This is a genomic window from Xanthomonas campestris pv. asclepiadis, assembly GCF_020784175.1.
GTDB classification, from domain to species: domain Bacteria; phylum Pseudomonadota; class Gammaproteobacteria; order Xanthomonadales; family Xanthomonadaceae; genus Xanthomonas; species Xanthomonas campestris_D.
Genome location: NZ_JAJGQM010000010.1, coordinates 46,642 through 63,328, shown reverse-complemented (window position 1 = coordinate 63,328; position 16,687 = coordinate 46,642). Strand labels below are relative to the sequence as shown.

Here is a 16,687-nt window from a genome sequence, read left to right as displayed (position 1 = left end):
AGCTACGCCAGACGACGCGAGTCCGCATAGGGTGGCGTGTCCGGATAATCATCTTCGCGCAGTCGCGCTTGAAGATCACGCCACCATTGCGGGTCGAACAGTTCCGGGTGCAGGTGCTTGACCGCTTCCAGCTGCGAGGGCGGCAGGCCCATGAATAGCGCGAAGCGCTCGGGGAACACGTCGCGCGGGCCGACGTGGAACCAGGGCTCGGCAGCCATCTGTTCTTCGTAGGTGGTGGGCGTGGGCCAATCGCGGAACGTACATTCGGTGATCAGGCACAGCTCGTCGTAGTCGTAGAACACCGCGCGCTGATGGCGGGTGATGCCGAAGTTCTTCAGCAGCATGTCGCCGGGAAAGATGTTGTTGCGCGCCATGTCCTTGATCGCCTGGCCATAGTCCAGCGCGGCCGCATGCGCGGCTTCGGGCAGCTGTTCGCGCAGGTAGAGATTGAGCGGGCGCAGGCGGCGCTGCACGTAGCACAGCGCGATCAGCACGTCCTGGCCATCTTCGCTCAGGCTCGTCGCGCAGCTGGTCTGCAGCTCGTCCAGCAATGCCGGCGCGAAGCGCGATTTGGGAAACCGCAGGAAGCGATACGGCTGCGCGTCCAGCAGGCGGCCGATGCGATCGAGCTGGAACACCAGCTCGTACTTGCCCTCCACCTGCGCGCGACTCATGGTCTTGGGATAGGCGAAGCGGTCGCGAATCAGCTTGAACACCAGCGGATAGCTGGGCAGCGTAAACACCACCATGACCATGCCAGGCGTGCCATCGGCATGCACCAGCTGCTCGGACGAATGTGCCTGGAAATGGCTAAAAAAGGTGCGATAGCGTTCGGTCTTGCCCTGCTTGGCGCGCCCGAGCATCGTGTAGAGCTCGTCGACCGGCTTGTGGGTGAGCAGGCTGCGCAAGAACACCACCGCATCGCCGACGGTGGACAGATTGGCCTGGAAGTAACTGCGCGAGTTACTGAACAGTTGCGCGACATCGCTGCGTCGGGTCAGCACCGCTTCGGCGCGCAGGCCGGCGTCGTCGTTGACCAGGGCGATGACGCAGGGCGAGAAGCGATGTTCGCCGAACACGCGGCCGACCAGGTAGGCGCGCCGCTCGCGATAGAACACCGTCTCCAGCAGTTCCACACTGCGCACCGGGTGCTCGCCCCAATGCGCGAGATCGTCGAGCAGGCGCACCGCGATCGCCGCCGCACAGCGGGTGCGATGCGCATACGGCACGTCGAAGGAATAATCGCCGAGCACGCGCACCAGCATGTCGGTCAGCCGGCCGGGCGAGACCGCGTAGGTATGCCGCGCGACCGGCACAGTGATCGCATCGGTTGGTTCGATATCCAGCGCGATGAATTCGATCTCCGCATCCACGCCGTGGGTGCCGAAGTAACGCCGGGTCAGGGTGTTGTAGAAGGTCTTGTACAACTCCTGATCGATCAGCCCACTCAGCAGCGCGGCGTAATGCAGGCGTGCGCGCATCCAGAGCGCGCGATCGTGCGCCTGCCCCAGCAGCACCGCACGCAAGCGCAGCATGCATTCGCTGATGTACTGGTCGTACAGCGCGATCCGCGCCACCGCGTCATCGCGCGCACCGCTCCAGTCGCGCGTTTCGAAGCGCTGTTTGGCGCGTGCGGTGATCTCGGCAAACCGGGCGTGGTAATCCTCGAAGGCGTCGTACACGGCTTGGGCGATCGCCAGCGCACGGCGCTCGGACTGCGGCGGTAACGGGAGCTGGCTCATGCCGGCAGTGTACCCAGCGCATGTTGCCACGTGCAGCCAAGACCGCCGGGCCAATCGAACAGGCGCGCAAATGCCGAGGCCGCTCGCAACCAGACGCAGGAGCTCTCGCAGTCAGGGCATTGCAACGTCATGCATGCTATGCGCGCACCACCTGCGCTATCGCAGTTGCATGCAACTGCCGAAAACGGCAGGGCCCGCCTCTCATCGAGCGGGCCCTGCCTGTCGCATCGCTGGACACACCGCCGACAGGCGGTGCGCCGGATCAGGCCTTCAGCGTGGCCAACACGTCGTTGAAGGTCTTGCTGGGGCGCATCGCCTCGCTGACCTTGGCCAGGTCCGGGTGGTAGTAGCCGCCGATCTCGACCGGCTTGCCCTGGGCGCCGTTGAGCTCGGCCACGATGGTGGCTTCGTTCTCGGTCAGGGCCTTGGCCAGCGGTGCGAACTTGGCCTGCAGGGTGGTGTCCTCGGTCTGCGCAGCCAGGGCCTGCGCCCAGTACATCGCCAGATAGAAGTGGCTGCCGCGGTTGTCCAGTTCACCGACCTTGCGCGCCGGCGACTTGTTGTTGTCCAGGAACTGGCCGTTGGCCACGTCCAGCGCCTTGGCCAGCACCGTGGCCGACGGGTTGTCGTAGCGGTTGCCAAGATGCTCCAGCGAGGCGGCCAGGGCCAGGAACTCGCCCAGCGAATCCCAGCGCAGGCTGTTCTGTTCGACGAACTGCTGCACGTGCTTGGGCGCCGAGCCACCGGCACCGGTCTCGAACAGGCCGCCACCGGCCATCAGCGGCACGATCGACAACATCTTGGCGCTGGTGCCCAGCTCCAGGATCGGGAACAGGTCGGTGAGGTAATCGCGCAGCACGTTGCCGGTGACCGAGATGGTGTCCTGGCCCTTGCGGATGCGCTCCAGCGAGAAGGTGGTGGCTTCCACCGGCGGCAGGATGCGGATATCCAGGCCGTTGGTGTCGTGATCCTTCAGATAGGTTTCAACCTTGGCGATGACCTGCGCATCGTGCGCGCGGGCCTTGTCCAGCCAGAACACCGCCGGCGTCTCGCTCAGGCGCGCACGTTCGACCGCCAGCTTGACCCAGTCCTGGATCGGCGCGTCCTTGACCTGGCACATGCGCCACAGATCGCCGGCTTCCACCGCATGTTTGAAGACGGTGGCGCCGGTGTCGTCGGTGACCTTGACGGTGCCGGCAGCGGCAAGCTGGAAGGTCTTGTCATGCGAGCCGTATTCCTCGGCTTTCTGCGCCATCAGGCCGACGTTGGGCACCGAACCCATGGTCGACGGATCGAATGCGCCATGCGCCTTGCAGTCGTCGATCACCGCCTGATAGACATCGGCGTAGCAGCGATCCGGGATCACCGCCTTGGTGTCCTGCAGCTTGCCTTCGGCATTCCACATCTGACCGGAGTCGCGAATCATCGCCGGCATCGACGCATCGACGATCACGTCGCTGGGCACATGCAGGTTGGTGATGCCCTTGTCGGAGTTGACCATTGCCAGGGCCGGGCGCTGCGCGTATTCGGCCTGGATATCGGCCTTGATCTGCGCCTGCTGGTCTTCCGGCAGCGTGGCGATGCGTGCGTACAGGTCGCCGATGCCGTTGTTGGGATCGAAGCCGACCGACGCGAGCGCCTCGGCATGCTTGCTCAGCGTGTCCTTGTAGAACTCGCCGACCACCACACCGAACAGCACCGGGTCGGAGACCTTCATCATGGTGGCTTTCAGATGCACCGAGAACAGCACGTCCTTGGCCTTGGCATCGGCGATCTGCGCGTCGATGAAGCTGGCCAGCGCGCGCTTGCTCAGCACCGCGGCATCGACGATTTCGCCGGCCTTGACCGCGACTTTATCCTTCAACACGCTGCTGCTGCCGTCATTGCCGACGAACTCGATCTTCAACGCGCCGGCGGCGGCCACGGTGGTGGATTGTTCGCTGCCGAAGAAGTCGCCCTCGTCCATGTGCGCCACGTGCGACTTGGAATCGCTGCTCCACTTGCCCATGCGGTGCGGATGCTTGCGTGCGTAGTTCTTCACCGACAGCGGCGCGCGGCGATCGGAGTTGCCCTCGCGCAGCACCGGATTGACCGCGCTGCCCTTGACCTTGTCGTAGCGCGCCTTGATGTCCTTTTCGGCATCGTCCTTGGGCGTGTCCGGATAGGCCGGCAGCGCATAGCCCTGGCCCTGCAGTTCGGCGATGGCGGCCTTGAGCTGCGGCACCGAGGCGCTGATGTTGGGCAGCTTGATGATGTTGGCTTCCGGCGTGGTGGCCAGCTCGCCCAGCTCGCCAAGATCGTCGGCGATCTTCTGCGCGTCGCTCAGGTGTTCGGGAAACAGTGACAGGATGCGGCCGGCCAGCGAGATGTCGCGGGTTTCGACCACGATGCCGGCAGTATTGGTGTAGGCATCGATGATCGGCAGCAGCGACTGCGTGGCCAGATACGGTGCTTCGTCGGTGAGCGTGTAGATGATCTTCGGTGTCTTCGACATAAGGTGCGATGGCTCGTGTGGTCGGAAGGAGCGCCGGTGTTCACGGCACTGGCGTTGGCGTGCGCGACGGGGGTCGCTGCTGGCACGCCGATCGGCCGGCGCGTAGAACGCGGCGATGGATCAGCACGGCATTGTCGCGTCTGAGCCGCGCCCGGGTAAAGCGACCACAGGCGGATGCTCCATCCCGCCACCCGTCCAATGCGATGGATGCAGCTGTAACGAATGTGCCGACTGAGAGAATTACGCAGAAAAAAAGCGCGATCATGTGATCGCGCCTTGATGGCCTGCTTAATGAGCGTTGGGACAGCGCGATGGACGCGCGTATCCGACATGCTTGGGATCAGTGCGCTACCCAGGCTGCGAGAACGCATCCCTATCTGCAGACTGCCTGCTCGCGTGGCTACTTACTTGACCGTGATGGTCTGCGGAGTACCCGCCGGCTTGCCATCCACCATGACTTGCGCGGTGTAGCTGCCAGCCGGCCAGCCATCGGGCTTGCTGAAGCTCAGGTTGGTCGTTTCCGGGCCTGTCGTGGTCAAGGTGGCATTCTGCTCGCCGGCCACCTGGCCATCCTGATAAGTGAGTTTGGCTGCAACCGCCACGTTGCTCGCGCTGCCCGCGGTTTTCACCGAGACGATGATGGTGTCTTTGCTGCCGATATTGGCCGACGGGGTCACCGACTTGTCTGCAGTCGCCGTGGTACCGACTACCACGCTCGACACCGTCACTGCCGAACCCGTCGCAGCTGCGGTATCGGTGCTTGCAGCGCCGGTCGCGGTGCTTTGACCGGCCTGATCGCTTGCCGGCGGTGTTGCAGCAGGGCCCGGCATCGCTTCGGTGGCAGCGCCGGACGTCGGATCCTTGGATACGCTGTCATCGTCAGCCTTCTTGCTGCAGCCCGACAATGCGAGCACGCCAGCCAGCGCAAGGGCAAGGGTGCTAGAAACGGATGTGGTACGCATGGATCAATCTCCGGAGATCAAAATAAAAGTGGGTTTCGGAAGGTGCCAGGTGTGCAACGCGCTTATGACTTCGGCGGCAGCTGCAAGACCTGACCGGGGAAGATCTTGTCCGGATCCTTGAGTGTTTCGCGGTTGGCCTCGAAAATACGTGGCCACAGATTGCCATCGCCGTAATGGCGCTTGGCGATGCTGGACAGGCTGTCGCCCGCCTGCACGGTGACGGATTCGCCAACCAGCTGCGCAGTGCTCTGAACACTGGTGCGCACGTTGGAAAAATCCGCCGCAGGCGCAACCTCTGCAGTGCTGTCGACCGACGAGGTCACGTTGGAAAAATCTGCTTTCTTGTCGACATTCATTGCCGCAATCCCTGTGCATCACGATGACTGCAGGGTGCGCGGTGCGCTGTTAAGCGTGGATCGCGCCACCGTGAAGCTGGCGCGATCCTTGAATGGGCGTGATTACTGGCGCAGGTCGCGGAAGATCGACAGCGGTGTCGGCACGCTGGGCGAACTACGCAACGGGTTGATGTCCAGCCCGCCACGGCGGGTGTAACGCGCTTCCACCACCAACCATTCGGGCGCGCAGCGGAGCAGCACGTCATGGAAGATACGCTCCACGCATTGCTCATGAAACTCGGCGTGGTCGCGGAAACTCACCAGATAGCGCAGCAGGCCTTCGCGGTCGATCGGTGCGCCGCGGTAGCGCAGCGTGACGCTGGCCCAATCCGGTTGACCGGTGACCGGGCAATTGGACTTGAGCAGGGCAGAGGTCAGCACTTCTTCGGCGACCGGTTGCGCATGCGCCGACAGATACGCGGCATTGGGCGGGCCGTAGTCGTCGATGCTGACGTCCAGTGCGTCGATCGATTCGCCCTCGCCGATCGCATCGATCGGCGGCAGACCGAAGTCCACCGCCACATCGGCACCGGCGCGCGTGGACAGGTCGGTGGCGATGCGCGTACGCACCGCTTCGGCGCTATTGAAGCGGGTGGCATTGAGCGAATTGAGATACAGCTTGAGCGACTTGGATTCGATCAATGACGGCGAGTCGCAGGGCACGTGCAAGGTGGCGGTGGCCACGCACGGCTTGCCCTGCGCATCGAGCCAGCTCAGTTCATAGGCATGCCAGCGGTCACGCCCGATGAAGGGCAAGGCGCCGCGCAGGCCGATCGCCTCGCGCCCGGCCGCGCGCGGAATCGGAAACAGCAGCGACGGATCGTAGCCGCTGGGATAGGCGACCTCACGGCCGAGGGTGGAATCTTCTGGGGTATTCATCGCGCCATTTTAGGCCGAGCGGGCTGGCCGTGAGGTGTATAGCGGACGCTGGAGCGAGCTGGCGACAAAAGCAGCGGGCCGTCAAGCGGCCCGCCGCCCCACACGATCACCAACGCTCAGCAGAAACCGCGCAGCTGCACACGATTCCCGATTCCCGATTCCCGATTCCCGAATCAGCCAGCCTCCCCCTGATGCAGGTAATCCAGCGACACCTGCAACAGCGCCCGCAAGCCCACATCCAGCGATGATTCGTCGAGCAGGAACTGCGGCGAATGGTTGCTGGGCGCAATCGCCGGGTCGATGCCCTTGGCGGTGGAGCCGACGAAGAAGAACATCGACGGCACCTGCTGGGCGTAGAACGAGAAATCTTCCGCGCCCATCTGCAACGGCGGCTCGTAGACATTGTCGGCGCCGACCACGGCCTGCAGGCTGGGCAGCATCTTCGCAGTCAGTGCCGGGTCGTTGACGGTGGCCGGGTTGCCGGGCTGGTCCGGTACCTGCGCCTGGACGGTGGCGCCGTGGGCAGCGGCGGTGTGCTCGGCCACCGTCTTGAGATCTGCGAAGATCTGCTGGCGCATGGCTTCATCGAAGGTGCGGATGGTGCCGACCATGTCCACGTCGTCGGGGATGATGTTGTAGCGGATGCCGCCCTTGATCGCGCCGAAGCTCAGCACCGCCGGCTGCTTGGACAGGTTGGCACGGCGGCTGATCACGGTCTGCGCGGCGCCGATCATGTCGGCACTGGCCACGATCGGGTCGATGCCGTTCCATGGCGCCGAGCCGTGCGTCTGGCGGCCGATCATCTTGATCGCGAACCGGTCCGAGGCCGCCATCAGCGGGCCGCTGCGCACCGCGATCTTGCCGGCCTGCACGCTGGAGAACACATGCAGGCCGAACACCGCTTGTGGCTTGAAGTCGGCAAACAGGCCTTCCTTGAGCATCAGCGACGCGCCACCCTCTTCGTTGCCCGGCGCGCCTTCCTCGGAAGGCTGGAAGATCAGCATCACGTCGCCTGGCAGCTGCTCGCGCATGCCGACCAGCGCCTCGGCCACCCCGAGCAGGATCGCGGTGTGGGCGTCGTGGCCGCAGGCGTGCATCACCCCGACCTGCTCGCCGCGGTACTCGGCGGTGACCTTGGAGGCAAACGGCAGGCCGGTCTGCTCCTTGACCGGCAGTGCATCCATGTCGGCGCGCAAGGCGATCTTCGGACCCGGCTTGCCGCCCTTGATGATGGCCACCACGCCGTGATGGGCGATGCCGGTGCGCGGCTTGAGGCCGAGCTTGCGCAGCTGCGCGGCCACGGTGGCGGCGGTGCGCTCCTCGCGGTTGGACAGTTCCGGGTGCTGATGGAAGTCCCGGCGCCACTGCACCAGCTTGCTCTGCAACGGCGCGGCAGCGGCCTGGACTTCGGGCCGGGGCGCAGCCTGGGCGGCGGCCAGGGTGGGCAGGGCAAGCAGCAACGCGCTGGTCAGCAGACGGGAGTGGCGCATCGAGAATCCTCTAAAGGTGGTTGCTTAATGTAGTGCAGGCGCGCACCCGGTGGGCTGCAGTGGGGGCCGATTCAGTCCTGCGGTCAACCGCATCTGCCCTGACGCGTTGCCGCTGCACTGCATCTGTGAACGCTGCGGTCGTTTCGTCTGGCGGGCCGTTACTTCAGTAACGCTCAATTGCCCGATCGCAACGATATGCTTCGCACAGCCGCCCCACGGTCGCACCAGCGCCCGGCCCGCCCTCAGGAGTTGTCGCATGTCGCGTTTTTGGAAGATCATACTGCTGGTCGTAGCGGTGCTCGTCATGGTGTTCGTCGCAATGCGGATGTTCGGCGGGGGCAATCACGGCAAGCGGGCGGACGCGCCGGACGGCAATGGCACCGAGAACAGCGGCCCGGTACCGGTCACGGTCGTGGCCGCCACCACCCAGGATGTGCCGGTCTACGCCAGCGCACTGGGCACGGTGACCGCGCTCAATACGGTCACGGTCAGCCCGCAGGTCGGCGGCCAGCTGATGAACCTCAATTTCAAGGAAGGCCAGGAAGTGAAGAAGGGCGAGCTGCTGGCGCAGATCGACCCGCGCACCCTGCAGGCCAGCTACGACCAGGCGCTGGCGGCCAAGCGCCAGAACCAGGCACTGCTGGCGACCTCACGGGTGAACTACCAGCGCTCCAACGACCCGGCCTACAAGCAGTACGTCTCGCGCACAGACCTGGATACCCAGCGTAACCAGGTGGCGCAGTACGAGGCGGCGGTCTCGGCCAACGATGCACAGATGCGTTCGGCGCAGGTGCAGCTGCAGTTCACCCGCGTCACCGCACCGATCGACGGCATCGCCGGCATCCGCGGCGTGGACGTGGGCAATATCGTCAGCGCCAGCTCCACCATCGTCACCCTGACCCAGATCCGGCCGATCTACGTGTCCTTCAACCTGCCCGAGCGCGAGTTGCAGGCGGTGCGCAGCGGCCAGGCGGCCGCCCCGCTGGACGTGGCGGCGCTGGACCGCGGCGATGCGCACGTGATCAGCGGCGACGGCAAGCTGGAGGTGATCGACAACCGCATCGCCGCCGACAGCGGCACCTTCGGTGCGCGTGCGATCTTTGCCAACACCGACAACGCGCTGTGGCCGGGCCAGTTCGTCAACGTGCGCCTGCAGCTGCGCACCATCTCCGGCGGCACCGTGGTGCCGACCCAGGCCGTGCAGCGCGGCCCGGACGGTGATTACGTCTACGTGGTCGGCAGCGACAACACCGCGCAGATGCGTACCGTGGTGCAGGGCGTGGAAGTGGACGACAGCCATGTGCAGGTCACCAAGGGGCTCAAGCCGGGCGAGCGTGTGGTGACCGAAGGCCAGTTCCGGCTCAAGCCGGGCAGCAAGGTCAGCGCACTCAAACCGGGCGAGACCCCGCCGGAGCCGACCGAGGCCGAACTCAAGGCCGCGCAGGACAAGAGCCGTGGCGGCGCCGGCGGCCGACGCGGCGGCGGCGGTCCGCGCTAACTCGCGCGCACCGGCGACGGGACTTCCGTTGCCGGTGCGCATCGGCGCCATACGCGCCGGCATCGATTGACGTCTTCAGCAAGGACACCCCCCGTGGGCTTTTCGACCATCTTCATCCGCCGTCCCATCGCCACCTCGTTGTTGATGGCGGGCATCCTGCTGCTGGGCATCCTGGGCTACCGGCAATTGCCGGTCTCGGCGCTGCCGGAAATCGACGCGCCCAGCCTGGTGGTCACCACCCAGTACCCCGGCGCCAACGCGACCACCATGGCCTCGCTGGTGACCACGCCGCTGGAGCGCCAGTTCGGGCAGATCTCCGGGCTGCAGATGATGACCTCCGATTCGTCGGCAGGCCTGTCCACGATCATCCTGCAGTTCTCGATGGACCGCGACATCGACATCGCCGCGCAGGACGTGCAGGCGGCGATCCGTCAGGCCACCCTGCCCTCGTCGCTGCCGTATCAACCCGTCTACAACCGGGTCAATCCGGCCGACGCGGCGATCCTGACCCTCAAGCTCACCTCCGACTCGCTGCCGCTGCGCGAGGTCAACCGCTATGCCGATGCGATCCTGGCCCAGCGCCTGTCGCAGGTACCGGGCGTGGGGCTGGTGTCGATCGCCGGCAATGTGCGCCCGGCCGTGCGCATCCAGGTCAACCCGGCGCAACTGTCGAACATGGGCCTGACCATGGAGTCGCTGCGCAGCGCGCTGACCCAGACCAATGTCAGCGCGCCGAAGGGTTCGCTCAACGGCAAGACCCAGTCCTACAGCATCGGCACCAACGACCAGCTCACCGACGCGGCGCAGTACCGCGAGACCATCATCAGCTACAGCAACGGCCGCCCGGTGCGGCTGGCCGATGTAGCCAACGTGGTCGACGGCGTGGAAAACGACCAGCTCGCCGCCTGGGCCGATGGCAAGCCGGCGGTGCTGCTGGAAATCCGCCGCCAGCCCGGCGCCAACATCGTGCAGACGGTGGAGCAGATCCGCAGCATCCTGCCGCAGCTGCAGGCGGTGCTGCCGGCCGACGTGCACCTGGAGGTGTTCTCCGACCGCACCGAAACCATCCGCGCCTCGGTGCACGAGGTGAAGTTCACCCTGGTGCTGACCATCGCGCTGGTGGTGGCGGTGATCTTCGTGTTCCTGCGCCGGTTGTGGGCCACCATCATTCCCTCGGTGGCGGTGCCGCTGTCGCTGGCCGGCACCTTCGGGGTGATGGCCTTTGCCGGCATGTCGCTGGACAACCTGTCGCTGATGGCGCTGGTGGTGGCGACCGGATTCGTGGTCGACGATGCGATCGTGATGATCGAAAACATCGTGCGCTACATCGAACAGGGCAAGAGCGGGCAGGAAGCAGCCGAAATCGGCGCCAAGCAGATCGGCTTCACCGTGCTGTCGCTGACCGTGTCGCTGGTGGCGGTGTTCCTGCCATTGCTGCTGATGCCAGGCGTGACCGGGCGCCTGTTCCATGAGTTTGCGTGGGTGCTGTCGATTGCGGTGGTGATCTCGATGCTGGTGTCGCTGACGCTGACGCCGATGATGTGCGCCTATCTGCTCAAGCCCGACGCCCTGCCCGAAGGCGAGGATGCGCACGAACGCGCCGCCGCCGCCGGCAAGACCAACCTGTGGACGCGCACCGTGGGCGCCTACGAGCGCAGCCTGGACTGGGTGCTGGCGCATCAGCCGCTGACCCTGGCGGTGGCGATCGGCGCGGTGGCGCTGACCGTGGTGCTGTACGTGGCGATCCCCAAGGGCTTGCTGCCCGAGCAGGACACCGGCCTGATCACCGGCGTGGTGCAGGCTGACCAGAACGTGGCGTTCCCGCAGATGGAGCAGCGCACCCAGGCGGTGGCCGCGGCGCTGCAGAAGGACCCGGCGGTGACCGGCGTGGCCGCCTTCATCGGCGCCGGCACCATGAACCCGACCATCAACCAGGGCCAGCTGGCGATCGTGCTGAAGACGCGCGGCGACCGCGAGGGCCTGGACGAGGTGCTGCCGCGCCTGCAACAGGCGGTGGCCGGCATTCCGGGCGTGGCGCTGTTCCTCAAGCCGGTGCAGGACGTCACCCTGGACACCCGCGTGGCCGCCACCGAATACCAGTACTCGATGTCGGACGTGGACAGCAGCGAGCTGGCCACCTGGGCAGGGCGCATGACCGAGGCGATGCGCAAGCTGCCCGAGCTGGCCGACGTGGACAACAACCTGGCCAACCAGGGCCGTGCGCTGGAACTGACCATCGACCGCGACAAGGCCAGCATGCTCGGCGTGCCGATGCAGACCATCGACGACACGCTGTACGACGCCTTCGGGCAACGCCAGATCTCCACCATCTTCACCGAGCTCAATCAGTACCGGGTGGTGCTGGAAGTGGCGCCGCAATTCCGCAGCAGCACCGCATTGATGAATCAGCTGGCAGTGGCCAGCAACGGCAGCGGCGCGCTGACCGGCACCAATGCGACCAGCTTCGGCCAGCTGACCTCGTCCAATTCGTCCACCGCCACCGGCGTGGGCGCGCAGAACACCGGCATCGTGGTCGGTGCCGGCAGCATCATTCCGCTGGCCGCACTGGCCGAGGCCAAGGTCACCAACACGCCGCTGGTGGTCAGCCACCAGCAGCAGCTGCCGGCGGTCACCATCTCGTTCAATCTGGCACCGGGACATTCGTTGTCGCAGGCAGTGGCGGCGATCGAGCAGGCGCGCCAGGACCTAAAGATCCCGACCCAGGTGCACGCGCAGTTCGTCGGCAAGGCGGCCGAATTCACCGGCAGCCAGACCGATATCGTGTGGCTGCTGCTGGCCTCGATCGTGGTGATCTACATCGTGCTGGGCGTGCTGTACGAGAGCTACATCCATCCGCTGACGATCATCTCCACGCTGCCGCCGGCCGGCGTCGGCGCGCTGCTGGCCCTGATGATGTGCGGGTTGAGCCTGTCGGTGGACGGCATCGTCGGCATCGTGCTGCTGATCGGCATCGTCAAGAAGAACGCGATCATGATGATCGACTTCGCCATCGACGCCCGCCGCGAAGGCGCCAACGCGCACGAAGCGATCCGCCGCGCCTGCCTGCTGCGCTTTCGCCCGATCATGATGACCACCGCCGCGGCGATGCTGGGCGCGCTGCCGCTGGCCCTGGGCACCGGCATTGGCTCGGAGCTGCGCCGTCCGCTCGGCATCGCCATCGTCGGCGGCCTGCTGCTGTCGCAGCTGGTGACGCTGTACACCACGCCGGTGATCTACCTGTATATGGAACGTGCCGGCGAGCGGCTACGCGACTGGCGCGCGCGCCGTGCCGCCCGCCGCGACGGGGTGCCCCCGGCCTCCACCTCGGAGCGCCCGGCATGATGACCGGTAGCGGTATCGCTGACCGGTCTGCTGGCCCGCGGCATCGTCCGCTCGCACGCACGCGTGGCAGTCGCTTTGGTTTCGGCTTTGGTTCTGGCCTTTCCCGATTCCCGATTCCCGACTCCCGACTCCCGGCCCCACGCCCATGAACATCTCCGCGCCCTTCATCAAGCGCCCGATCGGTACCGCGCTGCTGGCGATCGGTTTGTTCGTGATCGGATTGATGTGCTACCTGCGGCTGGGCGTAGCGGCGTTGCCGAACATCCAGATTCCGGTGATCTTCGTGCACGCCACGCAGTCCGGCGCCGATGCCAGCACCATGGCCTCCACCGTCACCGCCCCACTGGAGCGGCATCTGGGCCAGCTACCCGGCATCGACCGCATGCGCTCCTCCAGTTCGGAGAGCAGCAGCCTGGTGGTGCTGGTGTTCCAGAGCAATCGCAACATCGATTCGGCCGCGCAGGACGTGCAGACCGCGATCAATTCATCGCAGTCGGACCTGCCGTCCGGGCTCGGCACGCCGATCTATTCGAAAGCCAATCCGAACGACGACCCGGTCATCGCCATCGCGTTGACCTCGGACACGCAATCGGCCGATGAGCTCTACAACGTTGCCGACTCGCTGCTGGCGCAACGGCTGCGCCAGATCACCGGCATCAGTTCGGTCGACATCGCAGGCGCCTCCACGCCGGCGGTCCGCGTGGACGTGGACCTGCGTGCGCTCAACGCGCTGGGCCTGACCCCGGACGACCTGCGCAATGCGGTGCGCGCGGCCAACGTCACCTCGCCGACCGGGTTTTTGTCCGACGGCAACACCACCATGGCGGTCGTGGCCAACGATTCGGTGTCCAAGGCCGCCGACTTCGCGCAGCTGGCAATCTCCACCCAGTCCAACGGGCGCATCGTGCGGCTGGGCGATGTGGCCACCGTCTACGACGGCCAGCAGGATGCCTATCAGGCGGCCTGGTTCGACGGCAAGCCGGCGGTGGTGATGTATGCCTTCACCCGCGCCGGCGCCAACATCGTCGAAACCGTGGACCAGGTAAAGGCGCAGATTCCCGAGCTGCGCGCCTACCTGCAGCCCGGCACCACGCTGACGCCCTACTTCGACCGCACCCCGACCATCCGCGCCTCGCTGCACGAGGTGCAGGCCACGCTGATGATCAGCCTGGTGATGGTGATCCTGACCATGGCACTGTTCCTGCGCCGCCTGGCGCCGACGCTGATCGCGGCGGTCACCGTGCCGCTGTCGCTGGCCGGCTCGGCGCTGGTGATGTACATGCTGGGCTTCACCTTGAACAACCTCAGCCTGCTGGCGCTGGTGATCGCCATTGGCTTTGTGGTCGACGATGCGATCGTGGTGATCGAAAACATCATGCGGCATCTGGACGAAGGCATGTCGCGTCTGGATGCCGCACTGGCCGGTGCACGCGAGATCGGTTTCACCATCGTGTCGATCACTGCCTCGCTGGTGGCGGTGTTCATTCCGATGCTGTTTGCCAGCGGCATGGTCGGCGCATTCTTCCGCGAGTTCACCGTGACCCTCGTGGCGGCGATCGTGGTGTCGATGCTGGTGTCGCTGACCCTGACGCCGGCGCTGTGCAGCCGCTTCCTGTCGGCGCATAGCGAGCCGGAAACACCCGGCCGTTTCGGTGCCTGGCTGGACCGCATGCACGAGCGCATGCTGGCGGTGTACACGGTGGCGCTGGATTTCTCGCTGCGGCACGCCTTGCTGCTGTCGCTGACGCCGTTGCTGTTGATCGCCGCCACCGTCTTCCTCGGCGGCGCGGTCAAGAAGGGCTCGTTCCCGGCGCAGGACACCGGCCTGATCTGGGGCCGCGCCAATTCCAGCGCCACGGTGTCGTTTGCCGACATGGTCAGCCGCCAGCGCCGCATCACCGACATGTTGATGGCCGACCCGGCGGTGAAGACCGTCGGTGCACGGCTGGGCTCCGGCCGCCAGGGCTCCAGTGCGTCGTTCAACATCGAATTGAAGAAGCGCGACGAAGGCCGCCGCGACACCACCGCGCAAGTGGTCGCGCGCCTGAGCGCCAAGGCCGACCGTTACCCGGATCTGGATCTGCGTCTGCGCGCGATCCAGGACCTGCCCAGCGACGGCGGTGGCGGCACCAGCCAGGGCGCGCAGTACCGTGTCTCGCTGCAGGGCAACGACCTGGCCCAGCTGCAGGAATGGTTGCCTAAACTGCAGGCCGCGTTGAAGAAGAATCCGCGCCTGCGCGATGTCGGCACCGACGTGGACACCTCGGGCCTGCGCCAGAACATCGTGATCGACCGCGCCAAGGCCGCGCGCCTGGGCATTTCGGTCGGTGCCATCGATGGCGCGCTGTATGGCGCGTTCGGCCAGCGCTCCATTTCCACCATCTATTCGGACCTCAACCAGTACAGCGTGGTGGTCAATGCGCTGCCCTCGCAGACGGCAACGCCCAAGGCGCTGGACCAGGTCTTCGTACCCAACCGCGCCGGCCTGATGGTGCCGATCACCTCCGTCGCCACCCAGGTGCCCGAGCTGGCACCGCCGCAGATCATCCACGAAAACCAGTACACCACGATGGATCTGAGCTACAACCTCGCACCGGGCGTGAGCACCGGCGAGGCGGATCTGATCATCAAGTCCACCGTGGAGGGCTTGCGCATGCCCGACGGCATCCGCCTCAGCGGCGACGACAGCTTCAACGTGCAACTCAGCCCCAATTCGATGGGCGTGTTGCTGCTGGCCGCGGTGCTCACCGTCTACATCGTGCTGGGCATGCTGTACGAGAGCCTGATCCACCCGGTGACCATCCTGTCCACGCTGCCGGCCGCCGGCGTCGGCGCGCTGCTGGCGTTGTTCCTCACCAACACCGAGTTGTCGGTGATCTCGATGATCGCGTTGGTGCTGCTGATCGGCATCGTCAAGAAGAACGCGATCATGATGATCGACTTCGCGCTGGTGGCGCAGCGCGTACACGGCATGGATGCGCGCGCGGCCGCACGCGAGGCCTCGATCGTGCGCTTCCGCCCGATCATGATGACCACGATGGTGGCGATCCTGGCCGCGGTCCCGCTGGCGGTGGGCCTGGGCGAAGGCTCGGAACTGCGCCGCCCGCTGGGCATTGCGATGATCGGCGGGCTGATCTTCTCGCAGAGCCTGACCCTGCTCAGCACCCCGGCGCTGTACGTGATCTTCTCCTGCCTGAGCGAACGCTGGAAGGCGCGCCGCGCACGTGCGCGGGCACGGCGGGCCGAGCGCGCGGCAGCGCGGCGCCCGGCTGCGTCGGCGCACTGAGCCTGGTCAAAAGACCGCACTCCGCCAGACGCGTGCGGTCTTTTTTCAGATCGGGCTATTTTTTACTGAGCTCACCGCCATATGGATGTCGCAGGCTTTCTGGTTCCCATCAGTACACGACCACGTTGGCAGGTGCGATGCCCTCGCCGGTTGCGGGACCGTGTGGCGGCATGGATGCCGCCACCGAGCCTACATGGACGTACTTGCGGCCTGTCCCGCAAGCGGTGAGGGCATCGCGCCCTCGACGTGCTCGGCGTTGACTGAACTTGAACGATGCCAAGAGTCGATTCTTGGATGTCTTGGTGTGATTGGGCAGTGCTGATGGATCAGTCTTAGAGCGGCTGATCTGTGGGTTGGCTGCGGGGCCCTTGCCCGCCCACCATCGCAGGACGCGCCGCAAGTACGTCCTTGTAGGCTCTGGCGCGGCATCTTTGCCGCTCAAGGTCCCGCGACGGTGGGCGGGTAAGGACCCATCGAGATGGTCGTGTGCATGGTGCGAGCAATGCACGACGCGCATTGTTCGGTAACGGCGCGCCCACTCAGCCTCCCAAGACGAGCAGAGCATACGCGAGGTTTCAACACGTCAACGGCAACCGTCT

The 16,687-nt window shown here is 65.7% G+C and carries 9 protein-coding genes; 3 read left to right on the top strand and 6 right to left on the bottom strand.

Annotated features, from left to right (window positions below):
- Positions 1-2: 2 nt before the first annotated feature.
- The 6 genes from aceK to LL972_RS07135 all read right to left on the bottom strand — a co-directional run bounded on the left by aceK (position 3) and on the right by LL972_RS07135 (position 7,962).
- Complete coding sequence (aceK, locus tag LL972_RS07160) at positions 3-1,742, bottom strand: bifunctional isocitrate dehydrogenase kinase/phosphatase (protein WP_228326989.1); 1,740 nt, start codon at positions 1,740-1,742, stop codon at positions 3-5.
- A 262-nt stretch (positions 1,743-2,004) separates the two neighbouring features.
- Positions 2,005-4,236: an NADP-dependent isocitrate dehydrogenase gene (locus tag LL972_RS07155; RefSeq protein ID WP_228326988.1), complete on the bottom strand. Its 2,232-nt coding sequence runs from the start codon at positions 4,234-4,236 to the stop codon at positions 2,005-2,007.
- 404 nt (positions 4,237-4,640) lie between these two features.
- On the bottom strand, positions 4,641-5,198 hold the full coding sequence (locus LL972_RS07150) for a hypothetical protein (protein ID WP_228326987.1): 558 nt from the start codon (positions 5,196-5,198) through the stop codon (positions 4,641-4,643).
- Positions 5,199-5,260: 62 nt separating this feature from the next.
- Positions 5,261-5,554 (bottom strand): LysM peptidoglycan-binding domain-containing protein, encoded by a 294-nt coding sequence (locus LL972_RS07145; RefSeq protein ID WP_228326986.1) that lies wholly within the window; start codon positions 5,552-5,554, stop codon positions 5,261-5,263.
- Positions 5,555-5,656: 102 nt separating this feature from the next.
- Complete coding sequence (gene queF / locus LL972_RS07140; protein WP_228326985.1) at positions 5,657-6,472, bottom strand: NADPH-dependent 7-cyano-7-deazaguanine reductase QueF; 816 nt, start codon at positions 6,470-6,472, stop codon at positions 5,657-5,659.
- A 173-nt stretch (positions 6,473-6,645) separates the two neighbouring features.
- A complete protein-coding gene (locus LL972_RS07135; RefSeq protein ID WP_228326984.1) occupies positions 6,646-7,962 on the bottom strand; it encodes a M20 family metallopeptidase in 1,317 nt (438 codons plus the stop codon).
- 256 nt (positions 7,963-8,218) lie between these two features.
- Between LL972_RS07135 and LL972_RS07130 the strand changes: the two genes are divergently transcribed.
- The 3 genes from LL972_RS07130 to LL972_RS07120 all read left to right on the top strand — a co-directional run bounded on the left by LL972_RS07130 (position 8,219) and on the right by LL972_RS07120 (position 16,088).
- Positions 8,219-9,460 (top strand): efflux RND transporter periplasmic adaptor subunit, encoded by a 1,242-nt coding sequence (locus tag LL972_RS07130; protein WP_228326983.1) that lies wholly within the window; start codon positions 8,219-8,221, stop codon positions 9,458-9,460.
- Positions 9,461-9,553: 93 nt separating this feature from the next.
- Positions 9,554-12,802 (top strand): efflux RND transporter permease subunit, encoded by a 3,249-nt coding sequence (locus LL972_RS07125; protein WP_228326982.1) that lies wholly within the window; start codon positions 9,554-9,556, stop codon positions 12,800-12,802.
- 145 nt (positions 12,803-12,947) lie between these two features.
- Positions 12,948-16,088 carry an efflux RND transporter permease subunit gene (locus LL972_RS07120; protein WP_228326981.1) on the top strand — a complete coding sequence of 1,047 codons (3,141 nt, stop codon included), beginning with the start codon at positions 12,948-12,950 and terminating at the stop codon, positions 16,086-16,088.
- Positions 16,089-16,687: the final 599 nt, after the last annotated feature.

What these genes read in the sequence shown, in the direction of transcription:
- LL972_RS07120 (WP_228326981.1), top strand. Translation starts at nt 12,948, where the DNA reads ATGAACATCTCCGCGCCCTTCATCAAGCGCCCGATCGGTACCGCGCTG.
- LL972_RS07155 (WP_228326988.1), bottom strand. Translation starts at nt 4,236, where the DNA reads ATGTCGAAGACACCGAAGATCATCTACACGCTCACCGACGAAGCACCG.
- aceK (WP_228326989.1), bottom strand. Translation starts at nt 1,742, where the DNA reads ATGAGCCAGCTCCCGTTACCGCCGCAGTCCGAGCGCCGTGCGCTGGCG.
- LL972_RS07130 (WP_228326983.1), top strand. Translation starts at nt 8,219, where the DNA reads ATGTCGCGTTTTTGGAAGATCATACTGCTGGTCGTAGCGGTGCTCGTC.
- queF (WP_228326985.1), bottom strand. Translation starts at nt 6,472, where the DNA reads ATGAATACCCCAGAAGATTCCACCCTCGGCCGTGAGGTCGCCTATCCC.
- LL972_RS07150 (WP_228326987.1), bottom strand. Translation starts at nt 5,198, where the DNA reads ATGCGTACCACATCCGTTTCTAGCACCCTTGCCCTTGCGCTGGCTGGC.
- LL972_RS07145 (WP_228326986.1), bottom strand. Translation starts at nt 5,554, where the DNA reads ATGAATGTCGACAAGAAAGCAGATTTTTCCAACGTGACCTCGTCGGTC.
- LL972_RS07135 (WP_228326984.1), bottom strand. Translation starts at nt 7,962, where the DNA reads ATGCGCCACTCCCGTCTGCTGACCAGCGCGTTGCTGCTTGCCCTGCCC.